Origin of the sequence: Microbispora bryophytorum (assembly GCF_043197435.1) — a bacterium.
Classification (GTDB): Bacteria; Actinomycetota; Actinomycetes; order Streptosporangiales; family Streptosporangiaceae; genus Microbispora; species Microbispora bryophytorum.
The window spans coordinates 392,289-415,505 of the sequence record NZ_JBICTF010000003.1; the positions used below are offsets into that span (position 1 = coordinate 392,289).

Genomic DNA, 23,217 nt, shown 5'->3' on the forward strand with positions numbered 1-23,217 from the left:
CCGGACAGTGAGCCCGACCAGTGAGCCCGACCAGTGAGCCCGACCAGTGAGCCCGACCAGTGAGCCCGACCAGTGAGCCCGACCAGTGAGCCCGACCAGTGAGTCCGATCGGCGAGTCCGGATCAGCGAGGCGTCCAGGTGGGGGCGGGCGCAGGGCGGAAGAGGAACACCTGGTCACGCCGCCCGGTGCAGGACTCCTGGGCGAGCTCGGCGCCTGGGGTCACGTCGGGCTCGCCGTACAGCGCTCCCAGGCACAGCCCGCTGTGCAGGGGACGCAGGGCGAACCCGGCCCCCGCGGGCTCCAGCAGGAACCGCTGATGGGCCGCCCCGGAGCAGTTCTCGGGAGCGACCAGCGCGCCCGGGTCGCTCAGCCCCTCGTCGACGGTGAGGCAGCCGACGCCCTCCTTGGGATGGTGCCATTGGATCTCGTAGGCGCCGCCGCCGACCGACTGCACGTAGGTGTCGGGGACGATATCCCGGCAGCTCCGCTGGACGGCCAGTGGCCGGTCCGTCCGCCCGTTGCGCTCGCGTCCCTCCCCGATGCACAGGTCGCGGTCGGCGACGTGCGACGGGACGATGTGATACCAGCCGTCGGGCGGGGTGCGGCCGCTTCCGGCCACAGGTGCGGCGGAGGGCGGGGTCAGGCCGCTCCCGGTCGTCGCGGTGGGGAAGACCGAGGGCCGCGCGCCGCCGCCGGCCCAGGAGACACGCAGTTGCGACAGGACCGTGCCCGTGGCGAGGAGCAGGACCAGGACAACGGCCCCGGCTATGACGAACCGTCGCAGCGCCCGGGTATGCGGCCGTGCGGAGTCCGCGCCCGGTCCGGCCGGGTCCGCCGGCTCGGTGGGGTCGCGTGGCACGGTGGGGTCGCGTGGCACGGCGGGGTAGCGCGGTCCGGCGGAGTTTGGGGGACCGGCCTGTTCGCGCTCGTCGAGACGGCCGGGCTCGACGCGATCGGCCTGATCGGGCCGGCCATCCGGGCCGGGCTGCTCCGGCGGGACGGGGGGCCGGTCCGGACCCGCTGCCGCGTCATGGGGATCGGTCGCAGGCGCCATGCCGGCGGCCAGCCGTTTCCTGTGCGCCACCCAGCGCGCCGTCTCGGCCTCGCCGAGCCCGCAGGCTCGCACGAAAGCCGCCACGAACTCCTCCCTGGGGAGGGTCGTACGCCCGAGTGCTCCCGCGATCGTGCTGGGGGGCAGCACGTCTCCCGACGCCTTCGCGGCGGCCGTGAGCTGCCGGTAAGTCAGCCCGGACCACTGGCGGAGACGGCCCAGAGCGGCGACGAATTCGGCCGCGGTGGTCACGCCGTCGGGCTGGGGAGGCACGCTGAACGGCCCTGACACGACGATCCTCCCAAGCCACGCTTCGGCGTCGATCCGGGCGAAACACTAACAAAGATCGATGACGCGAGGCAGCCCCCCGGGTCGGCGGGTCGCGCCGCTCGGAGGGCCTGGAGGTCGGGTGCTCGGTTCCTATCCCTGGTCGCGCTTGGTCACGTAGACGAAGTCACCCAGGTTGAATCCCGCGTCGAGTCCGCGGTCGGCGTCCCAGCGGTAGTGGACGCCGAGCCAGAGCCGGCTGAGGGCGTCCTCCTCGGCGGCCTGCTCGAAACTCGTGAAGGTCCTGGTCTTCGGGTTGGCGTTCGGATCGTCGGTGGGCGCGGTGAAGGTCAGGTTGTGCCCGAACCACCTCTGCATCACGCCCGCCCATGCGCCCGCGAACGTGGCGTGCCCCGATATGTACGAGGGGAAGGGCGGCGAGAAGTGCTGCCCGGCGGCGTTCACCGACAGCGGCTCCCAGGAGGGATCGGGTGTGACGGCGGGATTGAGGCTCGTGTCGGCCAGCTTGATGGCGCTTTCCGGCCGCCACAGGTCGATCGGCGTGTCGAACTTCGCTCCCCAGGCGATGATCGACGCGTCGGCCAGCGCCATGGACACGAGGTTGAACAACTCGGCCGTCTCGTTCTGCCTCAGCCCCCTCTGCCTGGCGACCGTCTGGGTGATGGCGAACAGCTGCCCCACCGGCCTATAGGTGCCCTTGCCGTCGTTGGCCCAGAAGAACGCCGCCTGCGTCTGGTTGGCGGACCGCGAGGTCGGGTTCTTCGCCCCGCCATACGCCTTGACCTCGTTGACCTGCTGGGCGTACTGGGAGCTGCGGACGAGTTGGTCGTAGGAGGTGAAGCCGCCGGGCGGCGGTGGCCGGAACTGCGTGGGGGACGTCATGGCGAACGGTTTGAGCTTCCACCAGTTCGGCGCCACCGCCGGTCCGGAGCCCGTCTGCCGCCACGCGCCGGGGACCGTCCCCTCTGTGTACGAGAGGTCGAACGCCGGCCCGTCCCCCGACCTTTCGGCGATCATCAGGTCGCCGATCCTCTCGCCGTCGGTTCGGCCGCCCTGGACGTAGCGGGACGGCACCGACGAGGGGATCTGCGCGAGCGCGTAGGCCAGGTTCGCGTCGAAGTCGATGTAGGGATAGAGGTGTTCGAGCACGCGGTGCGCCGCCGCGTCCATCGTCGCCTCTATCGAGTCGTTCGGGTTCTGCTGTGTGATCTTCGGCAGGTACGTGACCGGCGCGGCCGGCCAGTTCGCGTCGTGGAGTGCGATGTGCAGCATGGCGCCGGCCCGCGCGAGCATGGTCGGGTCCCCGTCGTGGCTGTACTGCGGGTCGACGCCGTCGCGGGGAAGGGTGCGGACGGTGTCGAGGAAGACGCTGTTCCAGTAGAGCACGTGATCGAAGGCGGACGCCTGCGGCGGTGGCCCCGTGACCGCCGCGTGCGCCGCCTGGGGGAGCGCGACCAGCGTGCCGGCGGCAACAACAGCTGCCGCACCGATCACGCGAACGCGTTTCCACCATGATCGTGGATGCAAGAAGAACCTCCGGGGAAGGCCCCGAGCTCCGGCCGGGTGCCGGGAGAGGGGGTGCACCACGGAAGATCTTCGATCGACGGGCCGCGTGACAAGGCTCATGATCGTGCGGAACTGTTCCGGACGGTCCCGTACGGCCCTGCTCGCGTGGGATGCCGGGACGAGCGCGTCTGGTCACGCCGCGAATCGACAAGCGTCCCGGACGCGTCCTTGGGGCAACGGAGTGTTCGGGACCGAGGGGCACGGCCCGGCAGACGACGAAGGGCCGGCCGGCGAGTTCGCGAACCCGCTGGCCGGCCCTCTCCCGCCGGTGTGACGACGCCGGCTCCCTGGGCGGCTCCGCCCCGGGTGCCGTAAGGCGCGGCGTCCCGCGCGGTCAGTCCTGCTTGCGCGCGCCGAACATGATCTCGTCCCAGGTCGGCACCGACGCCCGGCGTCCGCGCGACTTGCGGGGCCGCGGGGGAGCCGGCTTCGGCACAGGCGGAGCGGGCGTGTCGGGCTTGGCGTCCTTGGGAGCCTCCCTCTGCGCCTCCTTCGCCCCGTCCTTGGGCCCGTCGCCCGCGCGCTGGTTCTTCCCGGCGTCCCCCGTCCGGGGCGCCGGGGCGGCCGCGGGTGCCTGGGCTGCGGGAGCCTGGGCCGCGGGTGCTTGCCGGGCAGGTGCCTGCGGTGCGGGAGCGGCCTCGGCCGCGGGCTGCGCGGCGGGGCCCTGTGGCGTGGCCTGCGGGGCCGGGGCCGCGGCCGGTGCGGCCTCTGCCGCCGGAGCGGCAGGAGTCGCCGGTGCGGCAGGAGCGGCAGGCGCTGGGCCGGGCCTCGGAGCGGGCTTGGGAGCGGGCTTGGGAGCGGGCTTGGGAGTGGGCTTCGGAGCCGTGGGTGCTGAGGTGGGCGTCGCAGTGTCCTCCGAGGGCACGCTCTGCGCGGGCACACTCACCACCGTGGCGTCGGCCGCAGGGCTCGCAGCGGGCTCCTTCGTGGGCTCCACCGGCGGAGCCGGCGCGGGAACGGAGACCGGAACCGCGGCCGCCGGCGACGCTTCGTGCGCCGCGCCGCCCTCGGCCGGGTCGGCTGTCGCCCCCGCGGCTGCGTCCGTGCCCGTGGCTGCGCTCGTATCCGCGGCTGTGCCCGTGGCTGCGTCCGTGTCCGTGGCTGTGCCCTCGCCCGCGTCCGCCGCCGTTTCCGTGACCGTGCTTTGAACCGGCCGCGACGCGGACGCGGCGGTCGAGGGCTCGGCCGGACTCGCGGCCTCCGTGGCTGCGGCAGCTTGTACGGCGGCCTGCACGCTGGCCTGCTTGGGGGGCTCCGCGCTTTCGCGGACGGAGCCCTCGGCGTCCTGGGAGGACGCGGCAGCGGCCACGACGTCCGTCACCCCGGGGCCTGTCGCCCCGGAGTCCGGAGTGGGCTGCGCAGTGGACTGCCCAGTGGAGTGCGCAGTGGGCTGCTCACTGGGCTGCCCAGTGGATTGCTCAGTGGAGTCCGGACGGGAGTCCAGGCCGGAGCCCGCGGCGGATTCCGGAGTCGACGTGGTGCTGGCTGTCGCCGTGGTCACCGTGGTGGCCGCGGGCGTGCTGGTGCCGGCGGGCGTCGAGTCGTCGGCGGCCACGTGGTCTGCGGGCGGCGTCGCCGGGCGCACGGCCTCCTGGGTGCCCGCCGCGCCACTGGACGGCGTCACGCCGGTCGGGATGTGGGGAGCCTCGTCCGGGACGGCGGGCTCCTGCGGAAGGGACGCCGGTTGGGCGACCGCGGTCTCACCGGCGGCGCTGCCCCCACCGGTCACGGGGACCGATACGGCGCTGTCCCCGTCGGTCACGGGGACCGATACGGCGCTGTCCCCGTCGGTCACGGGGACCGAGGTGGCGCTGTTCCCGTCGGTCACGGGGACCGATGCGGCGGTGTCCGCAACCGGCGCGGGTGCGACGGCATCCGCGGGCGGCCGGGACGCGGTCTGCGGTCCCGCGGCGTCTCGACCGTCCACGCGGCCCGCGCCGTCTCCGGCGGCGTTCGAGCCCGGAGCGTCCGGAACGCCGCCGGTGGCCGGGGCGGGGTCGGTGGCCGAGGCGGGGCCGGCGGGCGTATGCGAAGGAGCGGCCTGCGCGGTGGATCCGGCCTGCGGGGTGGATCCGGCCTGCGGGGTGGGCTCCACCCTGGGTTCGGCGGCGGGCGGCGGGAGCACGGCATCGTGCGCGGCGATGAGCGACTGCGGCAGCCGGAAGGGCACCGGGGTCAGTTCGGGCCGGTACGCCGCCGGCTCGTCCGCGTACGGCTCGGGCCGGTACGCCGACGGCTCGTCGGCATACGGCTCAGGCCGCTCGTGCCGTACGGTCTCCGCGCGCAGCGGCGGGCTCAGCCGAGGCGGCGGCAGGGGCTCGGGAAGCGCGGCGGGCTCGGAGCGTATGGCAGGCACGCCGAGACCCGGCTCGTCGCGGCGGGAAGAGGTCACCTCGGGCAGCGGCGGCACCGGGGTGAGCTTGGACGCGAGGCGGGGCATGAAGGGACGCACGGTGGCGTTGTCCCGCTCGGGCTCGACGTACTCGGCGGCCGACAGGCGCATGGCCTCGTCGTCGTTCGGGGTGATGTGGCGGCGGCGCGGGTCGAAGAGCCACTCGGCGTGGCGGGTGTGACCGTTCCAGACGAAGCCGAGCCGCACCCGCCACAGGTTGTCGTCGCGCTTGGCGGAGTCCCAGTCGATCTCGTCGGCGGGCACGCCGCGCCGGGTCAACCGCTCGGCGACCAGCTCGCCGAGCGTGGGCCCGGGGGTCGTCTCGCCCGGCATCCGGACCGCGACCCGCTGGGCCTGCTGGGCCATGTACTCGCGCTCCTGGAGAACCGGTCCCTCGAACCAACGGACTCTCTCCACCGGAATACCGGCGGTGGCCGCGATCTCCTCCGCCGTCTCGCCGGCACGGATGCGCGCCTGGATCTCCTTGGGACGCAACGGGCTCTCCACTTCGATCTCGTACTGGCCGAGACGGGAGAAGTTGCCGCGAACCGCAGCGCGGAGCCGGTCGTCGACGGGCAGCGTGAAGCGCGTGCCCCGCCCGGCTGTCGCCAGGACGAGGTACGTTCCGTCTTCACTTACCGCGACGAGACGGAGCTCCTGCATGCGAGTCCCTTCGTCGTCGTGCTCTGTCTTCCCCCGGACCCTTGAGTCTCTCGCGTGAACCGGTTGCCTTCCAGCACCGTACCCGGCATGTCCGAACATCGCCTCGCCAGGGGGCGAGGCAGGTGTTGTGACCCCGGTCACATTTTTCGTGTTCACCTTTCCGCAACCTGTCGGTCGTCCGGAAGCGGCAGTGCGCAGGCGGCGGCCGCGCCGCCGATCCGGCCCGGAAGGCGAGAGCGAGGGTCGTGTCTCCTCAGGTGGTGCGCGCCCATCGCCCGTCCGTACGGCACGGGCGTGGCGCACGGCGGTGTGACCGTGCCGTACGCCGTCCGGCCGGACCTGCGGGAGGGTCTCATTCCTGCTTGCTCCCTCGGGTTCGAGTGGCGCGCCGGGCTCTGGTGTGCCCGTGCTCCGCAATGTGCCTGCCCGAGGGCCGGCGCGGGCAACGCGACACGCGGAAGACGCCGGACCGTGGAGAGGGACTTTACGCGGCGATGGGGTCAGCCTTCCCGCGACGCGCCGAGCACCCGGTCGAGGTAATCGTTGGAGAACAGCCCGTCCGGGTCCATCTCGCGGCGCAGCGCGAGGAAGTCGCCGAACCTCGGATACACGCCACGCAGGTAGTCCGCGTCGCGGGTGTGCAGTTTTCCCCAGTGGGGCCGGCCCCCCAGCCTGACCATGATCTCCTCCACTCCCTCGAAGTACGCGGGGTTGGGCGCCTGGCGGTAGACGTGGCAGGCGACGTACGCCGAGGGCCTGCCGTACGCGGTGGACAGCCAGGCGTCCGAGGGCGGGGTGACCCGCACCTCGACCGGGAAGGTGATCGGCCAGCCCGACCGCTCCACGAGGTCCCGGGTCTCGCGCAGGGCCTGGGCGAGGTGGTGGCGCGGGACGGCGTACTCCATCTCCAGGAAGCGGACCTCGCGCACGGACGTGAAGATCTTGTAAGAGGTGTCGACGCACTCCGACGAGCCGAGCACGCGCGCGGAGATCCCGTTGATCGCGGGCACCGCGCCGGGGAGGCGGGCCCCGAGGGCGCAGGCCGCGCCGAACAGCGTGTTCTCCAGGAAGACGTTGTCGAGCCAGCGCTTGAAGGCGGCCGGCGGCCGGGCGGGGCCGGGGTGGCGGTTGTTGCGTTTGACCAGGCAGGTGTCGGTGTGCGGGAGCCAGAAGAAGTCGAGGTGGTCGTCGGCCTCCGTCAGGTCGTCCAGTGTGTCGAGGATCCGGCTGAACGCCATCGGCTCGCGGCGGTTGCGCAGGAGGAACGCGGGTTCGACCCGGAACGTGACGGCGGTGAGGATGCCGAGCGCGCCGAGGCCCACCCGCGCCGCGTCGAACAGGTCGCCCTCGCGCACGCTCGTCACGGAGCCGTCGGCGAGCACCATCTCCAGTTCGACGACCTGGTCGGCGAGGCCGCCGACGTGCCTGCCGGTGCCGTGGGTCCCGGTCTGGATCGCCCCGGCGGCGGTCTGGGCCGTGATGTCGCCCATGTTCGCCAGGGCCAGGCCGCGCCGGTGGAGCTCCTCGTTGAGCGCGTGGAGCGGGGTGCCCGCGGCGACCTTGACCCACCCGTCGCCCGCGTCGAGGACGCCGGTCAGCGCGCCGGGGCGCAGCAGGATGCCGTCGGTGAGCGCGACCCCGGTGAAGGAGTGTCCCGTGCCGGTCATGCGCACCCGCCGGCCGGTCTTCGCGGCCTCCCGTACGGCGTCGGCGACCTCGGACGCCGACGCGGGGACGCGGACCTCCGAGGGGGTGGCCGACTGGTTGCGCGCCCAGTTGACGAAGGCGTCCATGCTCCTCCTCGCCCCGGCACCTGCCTCGGGGTGGACATGAACACTACTCATGAGTCGGCCCGCTGCCTACGGGGCCGGCGGTCTCAGTTCGTGTGCTGGTGACGCACCCGGACCAGTGCCGAACCGCCGAGGCCCACGACGGCCGCGAGCAGCGCGCAGGCATAGGAGAAGCCGTACGCGTTGGACGCCCCGAACGCGTCGGTCAGCCGTCCGCCCGCCCAGGAGCCCACGGCCACGCCGAGGTTGATCGAAGTGGTGATCCACGCCATGCCCTCGTTGAGCTGGGCCGCCGGGACCATGCGCTCCACCAGCGAGAACCCGGTGATGATGGTGGGCGAGATGGACAGGCCGGCGATGAAGAGCGCCAGCGCCATGACCCGCACGTCGCGCATGAGCAGCACCGGCGTGAGACCGGCGGCGAACAGCGACAGGCCGCGGACGAACCGGGCACGCATGCTGATCTTCCAGTGCCGCGAGCCGTACCACAGGCCGGAGACCGCGCTGCCGCACGCGATCGACGCGAGGAGCAGACCGGCCGCGCCCTTGCTGCCGTGCTCCTCCGCGAAGGCCACGGTGATGATGTCGACCGAACCGAACACCGCGCCCATGGCCAGGAACACCGCCGACAGCAGCGCCACGCCCGGGATCGCGATCGGGGACCCGGCCGCCCCCCGGTGCCGTACGGCGGGCGGTTCGGTGCCGCGGAGGGAGGCGAACGCCAGCGTGCCCGACACGGTCAGCACGATCGCGGCGATCAGGCCCGCGTACGGGTTGATCGCGATCGTGAGGGCGGTCACGAAGGCGGGGCCGCCGACGAAGATCAGCTCGTCGGCCACGGACTCGAACGAGAACGCGGTGTGCAGCTTGGCGGGGTCGTCGAGCACGTGCGTCCAGCGGGCCCGGACCATCGAGCCGAGCGAGATCCCGGTGGCCCCGGACGCCGCGCCCGCGGCGTACAGCGTCCATTCGGGAGCCCCGGCGTGCGCGCACAACATCAGGGTGGTGAGCGAGCAGGCGTGCAGCAGCACCAGGGGGAGCAGAACCCGCGCCTGGCCGAACCGGTCCACCAGCCGCCCCGCGAGGGGCCCGGCCACGGCGACCGCGATCGAGAAGGTCGCCGCCACGGCGCCCGCCTTCGCGTACGAGCCGGTGATGGCGGTGATCAGCAGGATGACGCCGATGCCGAGCATCGACATGGGCGCCCGCCCGATGAATCCCGTGATGACGAAGCCCTTGACTCCGGGCGTGCCGAACAACCCCCGATACGGCCCGACCATGGTGTGTTCCCCTTCGGCACTGTGTTCGGCACTACGGTGTCCGGCACTGTAGTGCGTGTGCGTCCGGGCCGGCCGTTCGACTGCGGCGGCGGCCCCGGGCGGCCCCGGGACACGCGGACGGCGTTTGTCTCCGGTTTGACCATCGCGTACCCGCCTATCATGAGGCAAGTGATTTTTCCGTGCCGGGGGTGGAGGGGCTGAAGTGAGGTCGTCCACTCATTCCGCCTCCATGCGGCTGCGCCCGATCGTGTCCGGCCTCGCGGTCGTGATCCTGAGCGTCATGACCGCGGGCACCGCCTTCCTGGTCACCTGGCCCGGTGACGGCGCGCTGGCGGCCGGCGGCGGCCGGGCGGAGACGGACCGCACCCGGGCCGACAACCCCCTTCCGGCCGCGCGGGCGACGGCGGGAAGCCTCATGCCCGATCGCACGCTGCCGTCGAGCGCGCCCGTCGTCGGCGGGCCCGGCGTGCAGGTCACGCTGCCGCACCTGCTGGCGATCTCCCCGAAGCGGGTGCCGCAGAGCACCCTGTTGAAGATCGCCAAGCTGCGGCACGTGCAGAAGGTGGCGGTCGCCGACGGCGGCGCCGTGCGCGTGTCCGGCACGACCCTTCGGCTGCTCGCGGTCGACCCGGCCACGTTCCGGTCGTGGACGCCGAAGAACGTGGCCGATCACCCGGAGGTGTGGAGCGCGCTCGCGCGGGGCGAGATGGTCGCCGACGCGGCCACGGTCAAACGTCTCGGCATACGGCTCGGCGCGGAGTACCAGATCGACCGGGGCCCCCGGCTGCGCGTGGCGGCCTCGGCCTCGCTCGGGCTGCCGGGCGTCGACGGCTTGGTCAGCCAGGACCTGGGCCGCAAGCTCGGCTTCCCCGGCGGCGTCGTGGTGCTGGTCCACGGCGACCCGGGCAAGGTGAGCGACAAGTCGGTCGCGCGCCTGCTCGGCAAGGGCGCGCAGGTCGTGAGGGTCGGCGAGGCCGCCGTACGGCCGCGGCCCACGGCCACGCCGGGGCAGGCCCTGGTGGGACGGCCCACGAGCTACCTCGACCTCTACCAGAGGTCCGCCACCGTCTGCCCCGGCCTCTCGTGGACCGTCCTCGCCGCGATCGGCCAGGTCGAGAGCAGCCACGGCCGCAACAACGGCCCCTCGTCGGCGGGGGCGCTCGGGCCGATGCAGTTCATGCCCGCCACCTGGAAGACGTACGGCGTGGACGGCGACGGTGACGGCGCGGCGGACATCTGGAGCCCCTACGACGCGGTGCCGTCGGCGGCCAAATACCTGTGCGCCAACGGGGCCGGGGCGGGCGGCGACAAGCTCAGGAAGGCCGTGTGGTTCTACAACCACTCCTGGGACTACGTGAACAAGGTCCTGTCGCTCGCGGAGGCGTACGCCCGCACGTACGCCTCCTGACAGAACCGGGGGACCCGCGACGGCGGGCCGCTACCGGCCCGGCCGGTGGGCGGGCCGGACGGGCGCCGGGCAGCAGGTCGCCGCGCACGGCACGGGCTCGGGCTCGGCGAGCAGCTCGGCCACCATCGACACGAACCGCGGGTGGGTGCCTGCGGTCGACGCCCTGGTGAGGGCCATGCCGAGCTTCTCGGCCGTGGCGGCGGCCTCCACGTCGAGGTCGTAGGCGACCTCCATGTGATCGGAGACGAACCCGATGGGCACCAGGACCGCCGACCGCACGCCCTCGGCGTGCAGCGCCTCCAGGTGGTCGCAGACGTCGGGCTCCAGCCAGGGCACCTGCGGCGGGCCGCTGCGGCTCTGCCAGACCAGGTCCCAGGCCCGTCCCTCGTCGACCTGCGTGGTCACCAGTTCGGCGGCCCGCCTGAGCTGGGCCTCGTACGCGCCCCCCGCGGGCCCGGCCGTGCGGTTCATGGAGACGGGGATGCTGTGCGCGGTGAACACGAGGCGAGCCTGCTCGCGGACGTCGGCGGGCAGCCGGTCGAGGGCCTCGCGAGTGTGGTCGGCCATCGCCGCGATGAATCCGGGATGGTCGTAGTAGTGGCGGAGCTTGACGATCTCGGGGGCGCCGGGGACGGCGGCGCGGGCACGGGCGATGTCGTCGAGGTACTGCCGGCAGGACGAGTAGGAGCTGTAGGCCGCGGTGACGAAGGCCGCCGCCTTGCGGACGCCGTCGTCCTTCATCCGCCGGACCGTGTCCTCAAGGAACGGGTGCCAGTTGCGGTTGCCCCAGTAGACCGGCAGGTCCACGTCGAGCGCGGCGATCAGGTCGCGGCACTGCTGGTTGATCGGGCTGACCCCGCCGAACCCCTGGTAGTGCGCCTCGACCTCAAGCAGCCGCTCGCGTGGCACGCCCCGGCCGCGCACGACGTTCTCCAGGAACGGCATGACGTCCTCGGGCTTCTCCGGCCCGCCGAAGGAGACGACGAGCAGGGCGTCGTATCCGTTGGTGCTCCCCATGCGCCACACCTTACGCGGGCGGTACGACGGTTCCGCCCGCGCCTGACGGCTTGGGTGGTGCGTGCGTCACGGAGTAGGTTCGAGCGGTGAGCCAATTTCCGGACATCCGCGAATACACGTCCCTGCCACGCGTGAACTCCTTGCGGCTGTCGCCCGACGGGACCCGGCTCGTGTCCGTGGTCCAGTCGCTCAACGCCGACGGCAAGTCGTACGGCGCCGCGCTGTGGGAGATCCCCCAGGACCCCGGAGGTGAGCCCCGCCGGCTGACCCGGTCGGCGAAGGGGGAGGCGGGGGCCGAGTTCGCGCCCGACGGGACCCTGTTGTTCGTCTCCCGCAGGCCCGACGAGACGGCCAAGGAGGCCGGTGGCGACAGCGCCGCCCTGTGGCTGCTGCCCGAGCGCGGCGAGCCGGTGCGCGTCGCCACCCGCCCCGGCGGGATCGGCGGCGTACGGGCGGCGGGCGGCACGGTCGTCTACTCCTCCGAGGTGCTGCCCGGCGACGCCGCCACCGAGGAGGAGCGCCGCAAGGCCCGCGAGGAGGCCGGGGTCAGCGCGATCCTGCACGAGGGCTACCCGGTGCGCTACTGGGACCACGACCTCGGCCCGGCGCAGACCCGGCTGTTCGCCGGCCGCGCCGTACGCGAGGGCCTGGAGGACGTGCGCGATCTCACGCCCGCACCCGGCGGCGCGCTGGACGAGCACATGTCGTTCGACCTCACCCCCGACGGGCGGACCGTGGTCGCGACCTGGCGGGCGCCGCTCCCGAACGGCGACGTCCGCTGGGACCTGGTCGCGATCGACGTCGCGGACGGGTCCCGGCGCACGCTCGCGACGTCCGGCGGGCACGACTTCGGCGGTCCGGTCACGGTGTCGCCCGACGGGCGCCTGGTCGCCTGCGTGCGGGAGCGGCACGGCGCCGAGGAGACGGCGGTCGCGCTCGACCTGTGGGTGGTCGACCTGGACACGGGCGAGGGACGCGCGGTCGCCGCGGAGATCTTCCCCGCGGCGGTCGCGTGGGCGCCCTCCTCCCGGGAGCTCTTCTTCGCCGCCGACCACCAGGGCCGCCGGCCGATCTTCCGCGTTTCCCTCGACGGCGTCCCCCTCGACGGCGAGGTCACCCGGGTGACCCCGGACGACGGTGCGTACGCCGAGCTGTGCCCGGCGCCGGACGGCTCGGTCTACGCTCTGCGCGGCGCGGTCGACTCGCCGCCGCGGCCGGTGCGGATCGCCGCCGACGGCTCGGTGACCACGCTGCCCTCGCCCACGCCGGCGCTCGACCTGCCCGGCACGCTGACCGAGGTGACCGCGACGGCCGAGGACGGGACCGAGATCCGCGGCTGGCTGGTCGTCCCCGCGGAGGCGACCGCCGAGGACCCGGCGCCCTTCCTGCTGTGGATCCACGGCGGTCCGCTGTCGAGCTGGAACGACTGGAGCTGGCGGTGGAACCCCTGGCTCATGGCCCGGCACGGTTACGCCGTGCTGCTGCCCGACCCCTGTCTGTCCACCGGGTACGGCCAGGGCATGGTCGAGCGGGGCTGGGGCGACTGGGGGCCGGCGACCCACGCCGACCTCATGGCGATCACGGACGAGTGCCTCAAGCGGCCGGAGATCGACGAGCAGCGGACGGCGGCGATGGGCGGCTCGTTCGGCGGCTACATGGCCAACTGGGTCGCCGGGCACACCGACCGGTTCCGGGCCGTCGTGACGCACGCCTCGCTGTGGAACCTGGACCAGTTCGCGGGCAGCACCGACGGCGCGCACTACTGGCAGCGGGAGTTCGGCGTCCCCGGGTCGGCCCGGTACGCCCGGCTGTCGCCCCACCGGTCGCTCGGGGAGATCAGAACGCCGATGCTGGTGATCCACGGCGACAAGGACTACCGCGTGCCGATCGGCGAGGGCCTGCGGCTGTGGTGGGACCTCCAGCGGTCGGGAGTCGAGTCGAAGTTCCTCTACTTCCCCGACGAGAACCACTGGGTGCTCAAGCCCGGCAACGCGATCGCCTGGTACGAGACCGTTCTCGCCTTCCTTTCTCAGCACGTCCTGGACGAGGAGTGGACCCGGCCGCCGTCCCTGAGCTGACCGTTGAGTGGCGGTAGATCCCGGTTTGGGAGGATGTCTTCCATGCGGCCGACGCCCGAGCCGGGCGCCGGCCGCTTCGGTGGAGCACGTACGAGGAGGGGGCAGGCGAGGATGGACGAGCGGGAGTACCGGCATGACCGCGCGCGGGCGGAGGAGCTGCTGGAGCTGGCGGCCGGCATAGCGGAGGAGGCCGGCCAGATGCTCCTCGCCAAGCGGCCCGCGCGGCCCGAGGTGCTCGCCACCAAGTCGAGCCCCACCGACGTCGTCACCGCGCTCGACCGGGCCGCGGAGGAACTGATCCGCGGCAGGATCGCCGAGGCCAGGCCGCGCGACGCGGTCCTCGGCGAGGAGGGCGGCGACACTCCCGGCGAGGGCGGCGTCCGGTGGGTCGTCGACCCCATCGACGGCACGGTCAACTTCCTGTACGGCCTGCCGGACTGGGCGGTCAGCATCGGCGTCGAGGTGGACGGCGAGATCGTCGCCGGAGTGGTGCACAACGTGCCGCGCGGTGAGTTGTTCACCGCGTCGAAGGGCGGCGGCGCCTGGCTGAGGGGCGAGCGGCTGCGCTGCAACACCGGCGTCCCGCTGGCCAAGGCCCTCGTCGCCACCGGGTTCGGCTACGAGGCCGGGCGGCGCCGGGTGCAGGCCGAGGTGCTGGCGCAGGTGGTGCCCCAGGTCAGGGACATCCGGCGCGGCGGCTCGTGCGCGATCGATCTCTGCTCGGTCGCCGCGGGCCGGGTCGACGCATACTACGAGCGCGGCACCAACTACTGGGACCACGCGGCGGCCGGCCTCGTCGCCGTGGAGGCCGGAGCCCGCATCGGCGGCCTGAACGGCAGGCCGGTCAGTCCCGACATGGCCCTGTGCGCCGCTCCGGGGCTCTTCGAGGAACTGCACGACCTGCTCGTCCCCCTCGACCCCGAGCACGATTGAGCACACGAGCGCGGCTGTTCACCCGAGCACGATTGAGCACACGAGCGCGGCTGTTCACCCGGAGCGCGGCTGTTCGCGAGCGCGCATGGGGGCCGCCCGGGAGCCGTGAATTCGCGTGAAGTTCGCGCCGGCTTCACCCTGCGCACAGGCGAGGGGGCCCGCCGTACGGCGGGCCCCCTCGTCAGTGTCGGTTCCGGTCAGCGCTGGATGTCGATGCCGTGATCCTCGGCGAGACGGTGCAGGTCCTCGATCTCGGCGGTGAGGGTGTCGGCGAGGAAGTCGTCCCCGCTCGTGGTGGCCTCTTCAAGACCCTTGTAGGCCTGGTCGAGCCTGGTTTCGATCGTGGTCGTGAACTCGCCCATCTCACCTTCTTTCTCAGGGGGCGAAACGTGTCACGGGGGGCTACGGCACAGGTCCTGCGGAGAGGCGCGCCATTCCCCGGCACACGACAATGGAGGGTGTCACGGGCCTTACCCATGTCCGGGTCGAGCGTAAACCTGTGAATTTCTGTGCTCTACGTCACGTAGAGTGCCGGAACCGCTTACCAGCGGCTTACGCCGAATATGACCACAATGAGGGGCGTCGTACCAGCTAGGAGGACTTGATGCGCGTGCTTGTGGTGGAGGACGAGCGGGTGCTCGCGGACGCGATCGCCACCGGCCTCCGCCGGGAGGCGATGGCCGTGGACGTCGCCTACGACGGCGCCGCCGCTTTGGAGAAGACCGGCTACATCGACTACGACGTGATCGTGCTCGACCGCGACCTGCCCAAGGTGCACGGTGACGAGGTGGCCCGCCGCCTGGTCGCCGAGCGGTCGGCCTCGCGGATCATCATGCTGACGGCCGCGGGCGACGTGGACGACAAGGTCGAGGGGCTGGAGCTGGGCGCCGACGACTATCTGGCCAAGCCGTTCGTGTTCATGGAGCTCGTGGCGCGGGTGCGCGCGCTCGGCCGCAGGTCCGCGCCGCCGCTGCCGCCCGTGCTCGAACGCGCCGGCGTCCGGCTCGACCCCGGCAAACGCCAGGTGTCGAGGGACGGGGTCGAGGTCCACCTCACCAAGAAGGAGTTCGCGGTGCTGGAGGAGCTGATGCGGGCCGAGGGCGCCGTCGTCAGCCAGGAGGACCTGCTCGACAAGGCGTGGGACGAGAACATCGACCCGTTCACGAACGTGGTCAGGGTGACCATGATGACGCTGCGCAAGAAGCTGGGCGATCCGCCGGTCATCGAGACCGTGCCCGGTGTCGGGTACCGGCTGTGACGATCCGGGCCGTCGCCGCGTCCCGAGGGAGGGGGCCCTTGTGAGCGAACCGCGTGACGCCTCCGAGAGGAGGGCGCCCCAAATCCTCCCGGTGTCCGCCGAATCCGACGCCGCCACGACCTCGCCGGACGTGGCGGCCGCGGCCGGCGGCCGGGCTCCGGCGGGTCGCACCCCGCGGATGTCGGCCCCGATGGGCACCGGTCCCTACCGCAGCCAGGTGCCGCCGCCGCCCAGCGGCCCGCCCGCCTGGGACGGCCCGCCGCCCCTGGTGGCCCACCCCGTGCAGCGGGGCAACCTGCTCAGCGAGATCAAGTCGCTGCAGAACCGCATCAGCATCCGCTGGCGCCTGACTCTCACGTACGCCGCGCTGGTCTTCGTCGCCGGCGCGCTGCTGGTGATGGTCATGTACGTGCTGCTCGGCCAGGCGATCGACATCGGCTGGCAGAGTGTGCCGCAGATCATCTTCCCGCGCGGGAGCGTGCCGCAGGAGTGGATCGACGAGGCCAACCACCAGTTCGCCCAGTCGCAGGCGGAGGTCACCGCGGTGGCGCGGGCCGAGCTGCTGAAGCGGGCGCTGCTGGCGCTGCTGGGCGTGGGGATCCTGGCGCTGATGCTGGGATACGTCGTGGCGGACCGGGCGCTGCGGCCCGTCATCAAGATGACGGCGACCGCGCGGAAGCTGTCGGAGACCTCGCTCGCCCACGAGCGCATCGACCTCCAGGGCCCCGACGACGAGCTGAAGGAGCTGGCCGACACCTTCGACGCGATGCTCACCCGGCTCAACACCGCCTTCGACGTGCAGCGGAGGTTCGTCGACAACGCCTCGCACGAGCTGCGGACACCGCTGGCGATCAACCGCACGGTGCTGGAGGTGGCCCTGTCCGACCCCGAGGCGTCGGACGATCTGAAGGTGCTCGGGCGCACGCTCCTCGGCACCACCGCACGCAACGAGCGGCTGATCGAGGGCCTGCTGCTGCTCGCCCGCAGCGAGCGCGAGCTGTCGGTGCGAAAGCCCCTGGACGTCCAGGAGGTCGCCAGGACGGCGGTGGAGCAACTGGCCCCCTTCGCCGGGGAGGAGGGCGTGACGGTCGAATACGACCTCCACCCGGCGGCGACGACGGGCGACCCCGTTCTCATAGAACGCTGTGTCTCCAACCTCGTGGAGAACGGAATCAAGCACAATCTCGGCGAGTCCGGAAAAGTATGGGTCCGTACGGGAATTGTGGACGGGGGTGCGGTTGTTCAGGTCGCGAACACGGGACCGCACGTTCCCGCGTACGAGGTGGAGGGCCTGTTCGAGCCGTTCCGGCGTCTGAATGCCGACCGGGTCCAGTCCGCCAAGGGCGCGGGTCTCGGCCTGTCCATCGTGCGGGCGATCGTTCGCGCGCACGGCGGGAAGGTCGCCGCCGTCCCCCGCGACGGGGGCGGTCTCGTGGTGACGGTGCGTCTGTCCGGGGCCGGGGTATCTCCGGGGACACCGCAGTCGGCGCGCTGATGGAGCGAGCACGCCGTACATGTGGTTGGATGTGCCGTCGAACGCGGTGGGGATACCGCCGATACTGTGGTTTTCGCCATATTTGGCTAACCGCAGCCCCCGGTGGGATGGCCCCTCGCGTATCGGGAGGTTCAGTGTTCGTTCAAGCGGGTACCGAATGCACAATTTAGCGGCCCCCGCGGGCACAACACGGGCCTTCCGAGCGTTATCCACGCGCGACACAGGCGCAGGCAGATAGATGAGGGGGATGGAGTAGCAGATGGCTACCGACTACGACAGCCCGCGTAAGACCGATGACGATCTCAGCGAGGACAGCCTCCAGGAACTGCAGGCGCGTAGGAGCGACAAGTCGTCGGGCAGCATCGACATCGACGAGACCGATCTGGCCGAGTCGTTGGAGTTGCCGGGGGCGGATCTGTCGAATGAGGAGCTCTCGCTGCGGGTGATTCCTCGGCAGGCCGACGAATTCACCTGTTCGCGGTGCTTCCTGGTGCACCACCGCAGCCAGCTGGCCTCAGAGAAGAACGGCCAGCAGGTCTGCCGCGAGTGCGCCGCCTAGGAGACCCTTGGGAGGGTCCGTGACTTCAGCAGCGGATGAATCAAACAACGAGGTGGCCGACCTGGTCGGCAAACTCGTCGCCCCTGAGGAGACGGACGGGGCCGAGCGGCGTCGGCTGCTCGGCCGCCTCGGCGGGGCATTGGCGAGATCCGCCGGGAAGGCACGTGCACGGGGGGTCGGCCGGGGGCGATGGCTGGCCGACGTCTTCATGAACATCGCCCCGCGGTTACCGGTCAGGGACCTCGAGACACTGCGGGAACACCACTACGGGCTCACCGGTGAGCAACTCGCCGACGATCTGGTCCGCACCGCCGCGAAGGCGACGACGGCGGTCGGCGCGGTCGGCGGGGCGCTCGCCGCGGCCGAGTTCGCCGCCCCGCCGCTCCTGCTGTCGGCCCCCGCCCAGATCGTGGCCGAGACGCTGGTCGTCGCGGCCATCGAAGTGAAGCTCCTCGCCGAACTGCACGAGGTGTACGGCGTGAAGGTCCCCGGCAACGGCAGCCAGAGGGCGACCGCGTTCGCGCTCGCCTGGTCCAAGCAGCGGGGCGTCACCCCCCTCGCCCCCGGCTCGGCCACGCTCGCGCTCGGGACCGCCGCCAAGACCGCCCTGCGCAACCGCCTGATGCGCACGCTCGGCCGCCACCTGACCACGCTCGGCCCCTTCCTCACCGGCGCGGTGGCCGGCGGCGCGCTGAACCGGGCCGCCACCAGGAAACTCGCCGTCGCCGTACGCGCGGATCTGCGCCGCCAGCAAGCCCTGCCGCCCGGCTGACACCCTGCCGCCCGGCTTGGCCCCTCGCGCCGCCCGATCTCGCTTGTGGCCCCGGTGCCCGACCCAATCGGCATCTCCGGCCGTCCTGATCTTCCGGGTAGAGAAGTGTCACCGATTGGTCTAAACCTCTTGCCGACCCCATATGAGCTGCGTGAGATCATTCTCACAGTGACCAGCGTGGATTGTGCACGTTCTTACGGGTATGGGGGTCCTTGGTGACTTTCCGTATGGTGGTCACAGGCGACCACCTGGAGGAGATTCATGCGTGGCACCAGCTCATTTCTGATCGTCGCGAACCGGCTGCCGGTCGACCGCGTGGGCGAGAACGAGTGGCGGCGCAGCCCGGGAGGGCTCGTGACCGCCATCGCGCCCGTCATGCAACGCCGTGACGGAGCCTGGCTCGGCTGGACCGGCGCGGCGGGGGAGGAGCTGAAGCCCTTCGACCACGACGGGATGCACCTGATTCCCATCCCGCTGTCGCAGCTCGAGGTCGAGCTGTACTACGAAGGGTTCTCCAACGCCACGCTGTGGCCGCTCTACCACGACGTGGTCGCCACGCCCGTCTACTCGCGCGTGCTCTGGGACGCGTACCGGGCGGTCAACGACCGGTTCGCCCGCGCGGCCGCGGACGCCGCCGCGCCCGGCGCGGTCGTGTGGGTGCAGGACTACCAGCTCCAGCTCGTGCCCGCGATGCTGCGGAAGCTGCGGCCCGACCTGAAGATCGGCTTCTTCCTGCACATCCCGTTCCCGCCGGGCGAGCTGTTCTACCAGCTGCCCTGGCGCAACGAGATCCTCGAAGGACTGCTCGGGGCCGATCTCGTGGGCTTCCAGCGGCCGGGCGGCGCCGCCAACTTCCTGCGCCTGTGCCGCCGCCTGCTCGGCGTGCAGCACCTTCGCAACGCGATCCAGCTCGAGGACCGGACGGTCCGTGCCGAGTCGTTCCCGATCTCGGTCGACTTCGGCGAGCTGGACCAGCTCGTCCGGGAGCCGCGCATCCAGCAGCGGGCCAAGGAGATTCGCGCCGAGCTGGGCGATCCCGAGCACGTGCTGCTCGGCGTCGACCGGCTCGACTACACCAAGGGCATCGGCCAGCGGCTCAAGGCGTTCGGCGAGCTGCTCGACGACGGCGCGATCAAACCGGACGAGGCGGTCTTCGTGCAGGTCGCCACGCCCACCCGCGAGCGGGTCGCCGAATACATCCGGCTGCGCAACGACATCGAGCTGAGGGTGGGCCGCATCAACGGCGAGCACGGCGTGCTCGGCCGGATGCCGATCTCCTACCTCCACCAGTCCTACAACAAGGAGGAGCTGGCGGCGCTCTACTGCGCGGCCGACGTCATGGTCGTCACGCCGCTGCGCGACGGCATGAACCTCGTCGCCAAGGAGTACGTCGCCTGCCGCCACGACCTGCGCGGGGCGCTCGTGCTGAGCGAGTTCGCCGGGGCGGCCGACGAACTGCGCCAGGCCTACATGGTCAACCCGTACGACATCGCCGGCATGAAGCGGGTGATGCTGGCCGCGATGCGGGCGACCCCGCACGAGCTGGCGCGCCGGATGCGCTCGCTCAGACGCAGGGTCGCGACCTACGACGTGGACAGGTGGGCCAGCGACTTCCTCGCGGCCCTGGAGTCCGGGGAGCCGGCCGCTCCTAGGGAGTGAGGTCCCGGGCGGCGTCCTTCCAGGAGCGCCACTTCCTCGCCGCCGACCGTGTGACGACGATCCGCGTGATCTCCATGCCCAGACCCATCACGACGGCGTACGCGATCGCCTCGCCGAGTCCGATGTCGGGGGAGTCGACGCTCGCCGGTGGCTTCTTGCCGGTCGCCTTCTCCCACGCGAACGTCAGCACCTTACGAGAGCAGAAGCCCACCGCCAGGCCGAGCAGGCCGCCGACGATCCGCCACTGCATGTCGGGCTTGTCCATCGCGCCGAGTTCGCGCTTGGCCTCCCGAGCCATGTCCGCCATGATTCCTCCTCGATAACGACCCTAGTGTCTCCCCGCGGGGTGACGGTCCACGCCATACCATGTGGTGGCATGACCGAACAGCGACTCCCCGCAGCCATGCCCGAGAAACCAACACTCGACGGCTTGGAAGCGGTATGGGTAGCGCGCTGGGAGGCGCAGGGCACCTACCGGTTCGACCGGTCCCGGGGCAGGGACGAGGTCTACTCCATCGACACCCCCCCGCCTACCGTCTCCGGGTCCCTTCACGTGGGGCACGTCTTCTCCTACACGCACACGGACACGATCGCCCGCTACCAGCGGATGCGGGGGCGCGAGGTCTTCTACCCGATGGGGTGGGACGATAACGGCCTGCCCACCGAGCGCCGCGTGCAGAACCACTTCGGGGTGCGCTGCGACCCCTCCATGCCGTACGACCCGGACTTCACGCCGCCCGGCAAGCCGGACGCCAAGCGGCAGGTGCCGATCTCGCGCCGCAACTTCATCGAGCTGTGCGAGCGGCTGACCGCCGAGGACGAGAAGGCGTTCGAGGAGCTGTGGCGCCGCCTCGGCCTGTCGGTGGACTGGTCGATGACGTACGCGACCATCGACGCCACCTCGCGGGCGGCATCCCAGCGCGCGTTCCTGCGCAACCTCGCCCGCGGCGAGGCGTACGTCGCCGAGGCCCCGACCCTGTGGGACGTGACGTTCCGCACGGCCGTGGCCCAGGCCGAGCTGGAGGACCGGGAGTGGCCCGGCGCCTTCCACCGCATCGGGTTCGAACGGCGGGACGGCGACGGCCCCGGCGCGACGGTATGGATCGAGACGACCCGGCCCGAGCTGATCCCGGCCTGCGTGGCGCTGGTCGCCCACCCCGACGACGAGCGCTACCGGCCGCTGTTCGGCACCACCGTCCGCACCCCGGTCTTCGGGGTCGAGGTGCCGGTCGTGGCCCACCACCTCGCCGAGCCCGACAAGGGCTCGGGCATCGCGATGATCTGCACGTTCGGCGACGTCACCGACGTGACGTGGTGGCGCGAGCTCGACCTGCCCACCCGGCCGGTCATCGGCTGGGACGGCCGCCTGCTGCCCGAGCCGCCCCAGGGCGTGCCGGCCGGGCCGTACGCCGAGCTGGCCGGCAAGACCGTGCACAGCGCGCGCGAGCGCATCGTGGAGATGCTGCGCGAGTCCGGCCACCTGGACGGCGAGCCGCGCAAGATCCAGCGTCCGGTGAAGTTCTACGAGAAGGGCGACCGGCCCCTCGAAATCGTCACCACCCGGCAGTGGTACATCCGCAACGGCGGCAGGGACGCGAAGCTGCGCGCCGAGCTCCTGGAGCGCGGCCGGGAGCTGGAGTGGCACCCGCCGCACATGCGGGTCAGATACGACAACTGGGTGGAGGGCCTGGCGGGCGACTGGCTGATCTCCCGCCAGCGGTTCTTCGGGGTGCCGATCCCGGTCTGGTACCCGCTCGACGCCGGAGGCGAGCCGATCCACGAGGCGCCGATCGTCCCGCCCGAGTCGGCGCTGCCGGTCGACCCGTCCAGCGACGTGCCTCCCGGATACACCGAGGACCAGCGGGGCAAGCCGCTCGGCTTCGCCGCCGATCCCGACGTCATGGACACATGGGCGACCTCGTCGCTGAGCCCGCAGATCGCCGCCGGGTGGGAGCGCGACGACGACCTGTTCCGCCGCGTCTTCCCGATGGACCTGCGGCCCCAGGCCCACGAGATCATCCGTACCTGGCTGTTCTCCACGGTCGTGCGGTCGCACCTGGAGCACGGCGGGCTGCCCTGGCGGCACGCGGGGATCTCCGGGTGGATCCTCGACCCCGACCGCAAGAAGATGTCGAAGTCCAAGGGCAATGTGGTCACGCCCATGGGCCTGCTGGTGGAGTACGGCTCCGACGCGGTCCGCTACTGGGCGGCGAACGGGCGCCCCGGCACCGACACGGCGTTCGACACCGGGCAGATCAAGATCGGCCGCCGGCTGGCCATCAAGATCCTCAACGCGTCGAAGTTCGTGCTCGGCTTCCGGTCCGAGGGCGGCGGCGAGGTGACCGAGCCGGTCGACCTGTCCATGCTGGCCGCGCTGGGGGCGGTCGTCGCCGAGGCCACCGACGCGTTCGAGTCCTACGACTACACCAGGGCGCTGGAGCGGACCGAAGGCTTCTTCTGGTCGTTCTGCGACGACTACGTGGAGCTGGTCAAGGCCCGCGCGTACGACGGGGACGCCTCGGCCGTCGCCGCCCTGCGGCGGGCGCTCGACGTGCTGCTGCGGCTGTTCGCGCCGTTCCTGCCGTTCGTGACCGAGGAGGTCTGGGGGTGGTGGCGGGAGGGCTCGGTGCACCGGGCCGCCTGGCCGTCCGCCGGCGAGCTGCCCGAGGCGCGGCACGGCGATCCCGCGGTGCTGGACGCCGTGGCGGAGGTGCTCCGCCGGGTGCGGCGGGCCAAGTCCGAGGCGCGGCTGTCGATGCGGGCCGAGGTCGCCCGGCTCACCGTGTCGGGGGGCCAGGCGGACCTCGTCCGGATGGCCCAGGACGACCTGTGCGCGGCCGGCAACGTCGAGGAGTTCGTCCTCGACCCCGGTGACGGCCCGCTCGACGCGGTCGCCGAGCTGACCGCGTGAGGCCACCGCCGGCCACCGCCGTGCCTTCGTGGTGACGACGGTGGCCGGCGACGTTTGGGACGTTCCACGGTGTTCCCGGACGTTTCGGTACGGGTG

Annotated in this window: 17 protein-coding genes; 9 read left to right on the forward strand and 8 right to left on the reverse strand. The window is 72.1% G+C overall.

Going from position 1 to position 23,217, the window contains the following annotated elements; genetic code table 11:
• Positions 1 to 122: 122 nt before the first annotated feature.
• The 5 genes from ACGFIB_RS11150 to ACGFIB_RS11170 all read right to left on the reverse strand — a co-directional run bounded on the left by ACGFIB_RS11150 (position 123) and on the right by ACGFIB_RS11170 (position 9,031).
• Positions 123 to 1,343 carry a helix-turn-helix domain-containing protein gene (locus ACGFIB_RS11150; RefSeq protein ID WP_393370673.1) on the reverse strand — a complete coding sequence of 407 codons (1,221 nt, stop codon included), beginning with the start codon at positions 1,341 to 1,343 and terminating at the stop codon, positions 123 to 125.
• A gap of 129 nt (positions 1,344 to 1,472) precedes the next feature.
• Positions 1,473 to 2,834 carry a vanadium-dependent haloperoxidase gene (locus ACGFIB_RS11155; protein WP_393370676.1) on the reverse strand — a complete coding sequence of 454 codons (1,362 nt, stop codon included), beginning with the start codon at positions 2,832 to 2,834 and terminating at the stop codon, positions 1,473 to 1,475.
• Between the two features lie 406 nt (positions 2,835 to 3,240).
• Positions 3,241 to 5,961 (reverse strand): septation protein SepH, encoded by a 2,721-nt coding sequence (gene sepH, locus ACGFIB_RS11160; protein ID WP_393370679.1) that lies wholly within the window; start codon positions 5,959 to 5,961, stop codon positions 3,241 to 3,243.
• A 500-nt stretch (positions 5,962 to 6,461) separates the two neighbouring features.
• Positions 6,462 to 7,754, reverse strand: a complete 1,293-nt coding sequence (locus ACGFIB_RS11165; RefSeq protein WP_393370682.1) for a D-arabinono-1,4-lactone oxidase — start codon at positions 7,752 to 7,754, stop codon at positions 6,462 to 6,464.
• Between the two features lie 83 nt (positions 7,755 to 7,837).
• Positions 7,838 to 9,031, reverse strand: coding sequence for an MFS transporter (locus tag ACGFIB_RS11170; RefSeq protein WP_142571770.1), 1,194 nt, complete (start codon positions 9,029 to 9,031; stop codon positions 7,838 to 7,840).
• A 202-nt stretch (positions 9,032 to 9,233) separates the two neighbouring features.
• Here ACGFIB_RS11170 and ACGFIB_RS11175 point away from each other — a divergent pair, with 202 nt between their 5' ends.
• A complete protein-coding gene (locus ACGFIB_RS11175) occupies positions 9,234 to 10,439 on the forward strand; it encodes a lytic transglycosylase domain-containing protein (RefSeq protein ID WP_393370686.1) in 1,206 nt (401 codons plus the stop codon).
• Between the two features lie 30 nt (positions 10,440 to 10,469).
• Here ACGFIB_RS11175 and ACGFIB_RS11180 read toward each other — a convergent pair whose 3' ends face one another.
• Entirely contained in the window at positions 10,470 to 11,456 is a 987-nt protein-coding gene (locus ACGFIB_RS11180) for a ferrochelatase (protein WP_393370689.1), read from the reverse strand.
• Between the two features lie 86 nt (positions 11,457 to 11,542).
• Between ACGFIB_RS11180 and ACGFIB_RS11185 the strand changes: the two genes are divergently transcribed.
• Both ACGFIB_RS11185 and ACGFIB_RS11190 read left to right on the forward strand, forming a co-directional pair.
• Positions 11,543 to 13,534: a S9 family peptidase gene (locus ACGFIB_RS11185; RefSeq protein WP_393370692.1), complete on the forward strand. Its 1,992-nt coding sequence runs from the start codon at positions 11,543 to 11,545 to the stop codon at positions 13,532 to 13,534.
• Between the two features lie 111 nt (positions 13,535 to 13,645).
• Entirely contained in the window at positions 13,646 to 14,467 is an 822-nt protein-coding gene (locus ACGFIB_RS11190) for an inositol monophosphatase family protein (protein ID WP_142571767.1), read from the forward strand.
• Positions 14,468 to 14,664: 197 nt separating this feature from the next.
• Here the strand turns inward: ACGFIB_RS11190 and ACGFIB_RS11195 are convergent, their stop codons facing one another.
• Positions 14,665 to 14,829: a hypothetical protein gene (locus tag ACGFIB_RS11195; protein WP_167530612.1), complete on the reverse strand. Its 165-nt coding sequence runs from the start codon at positions 14,827 to 14,829 to the stop codon at positions 14,665 to 14,667.
• Between the two features lie 242 nt (positions 14,830 to 15,071).
• On the opposite strand from ACGFIB_RS11195, the gene ACGFIB_RS11200 reads away from it, so the two are divergent.
• The 5 genes from ACGFIB_RS11200 (at position 15,072) to ACGFIB_RS11220 (ending at position 20,210) form a co-directional block, all read left to right on the forward strand.
• Positions 15,072 to 15,725 (forward strand): response regulator transcription factor, encoded by a 654-nt coding sequence (locus ACGFIB_RS11200; protein WP_142571766.1) that lies wholly within the window; start codon positions 15,072 to 15,074, stop codon positions 15,723 to 15,725.
• Positions 15,726 to 15,816: 91 nt separating this feature from the next.
• Positions 15,817 to 17,220 carry a sensor histidine kinase gene (locus tag ACGFIB_RS11205; protein WP_357242452.1) on the forward strand — a complete coding sequence of 468 codons (1,404 nt, stop codon included), beginning with the start codon at positions 15,817 to 15,819 and terminating at the stop codon, positions 17,218 to 17,220.
• 259 nt (positions 17,221 to 17,479) lie between these two features.
• Entirely contained in the window at positions 17,480 to 17,779 is a 300-nt protein-coding gene (locus tag ACGFIB_RS11210) for a DUF4193 domain-containing protein (protein WP_030454398.1), read from the forward strand.
• Between the two features lie 19 nt (positions 17,780 to 17,798).
• On the forward strand, positions 17,799 to 18,551 hold the full coding sequence (locus ACGFIB_RS11215) for a hypothetical protein (protein WP_229689800.1): 753 nt from the start codon (positions 17,799 to 17,801) through the stop codon (positions 18,549 to 18,551).
• A 261-nt stretch (positions 18,552 to 18,812) separates the two neighbouring features.
• Positions 18,813 to 20,210 carry an alpha,alpha-trehalose-phosphate synthase (UDP-forming) gene (locus ACGFIB_RS11220; RefSeq protein WP_393370696.1) on the forward strand — a complete coding sequence of 466 codons (1,398 nt, stop codon included), beginning with the start codon at positions 18,813 to 18,815 and terminating at the stop codon, positions 20,208 to 20,210.
• Here ACGFIB_RS11220 and ACGFIB_RS11225 read toward each other — a convergent pair.
• On the reverse strand, positions 20,200 to 20,517 hold the full coding sequence (locus tag ACGFIB_RS11225; protein WP_357256915.1) for a DUF4235 domain-containing protein: 318 nt from the start codon (positions 20,515 to 20,517) through the stop codon (positions 20,200 to 20,202). The two genes, ACGFIB_RS11220 and ACGFIB_RS11225, sit on opposite strands and share 11 nt — an antisense overlap.
• Before the next feature lie 69 nt (positions 20,518 to 20,586).
• Here ACGFIB_RS11225 and valS point away from each other — a divergent pair, with 69 nt between their 5' ends.
• Positions 20,587 to 23,121, forward strand: a complete 2,535-nt coding sequence (gene valS, locus ACGFIB_RS11230) for a valine--tRNA ligase (protein WP_393370700.1) — start codon at positions 20,587 to 20,589, stop codon at positions 23,119 to 23,121.
• Positions 23,122 to 23,217 lie beyond the last annotated feature (96 nt).

Bases quoted from the DNA above. Each gene is read 5' to 3' on its own strand.
- ACGFIB_RS11225 (WP_357256915.1), bottom strand. From the start codon at position 20,517: ATGGCGGACATGGCTCGGGAGGCCAAGCGCGAACTCGGCGCGATGGAC.
- ACGFIB_RS11165 (WP_393370682.1), bottom strand. From the start codon at position 7,754: ATGGACGCCTTCGTCAACTGGGCGCGCAACCAGTCGGCCACCCCCTCG.
- valS (WP_393370700.1), top strand. From the start codon at position 20,587: ATGACCGAACAGCGACTCCCCGCAGCCATGCCCGAGAAACCAACACTC.
- ACGFIB_RS11180 (WP_393370689.1), bottom strand. From the start codon at position 11,456: ATGGGGAGCACCAACGGATACGACGCCCTGCTCGTCGTCTCCTTCGGC.
- sepH (WP_393370679.1), bottom strand. From the start codon at position 5,961: ATGCAGGAGCTCCGTCTCGTCGCGGTAAGTGAAGACGGAACGTACCTC.
- ACGFIB_RS11200 (WP_142571766.1), top strand. From the start codon at position 15,072: ATGCGCGTGCTTGTGGTGGAGGACGAGCGGGTGCTCGCGGACGCGATC.
- ACGFIB_RS11210 (WP_030454398.1), top strand. From the start codon at position 17,480: ATGGCTACCGACTACGACAGCCCGCGTAAGACCGATGACGATCTCAGC.
- ACGFIB_RS11190 (WP_142571767.1), top strand. From the start codon at position 13,646: ATGGACGAGCGGGAGTACCGGCATGACCGCGCGCGGGCGGAGGAGCTG.
- ACGFIB_RS11170 (WP_142571770.1), bottom strand. From the start codon at position 9,031: ATGGTCGGGCCGTATCGGGGGTTGTTCGGCACGCCCGGAGTCAAGGGC.
- ACGFIB_RS11220 (WP_393370696.1), top strand. From the start codon at position 18,813: ATGCGTGGCACCAGCTCATTTCTGATCGTCGCGAACCGGCTGCCGGTC.
- ACGFIB_RS11195 (WP_167530612.1), bottom strand. From the start codon at position 14,829: ATGGGCGAGTTCACGACCACGATCGAAACCAGGCTCGACCAGGCCTAC.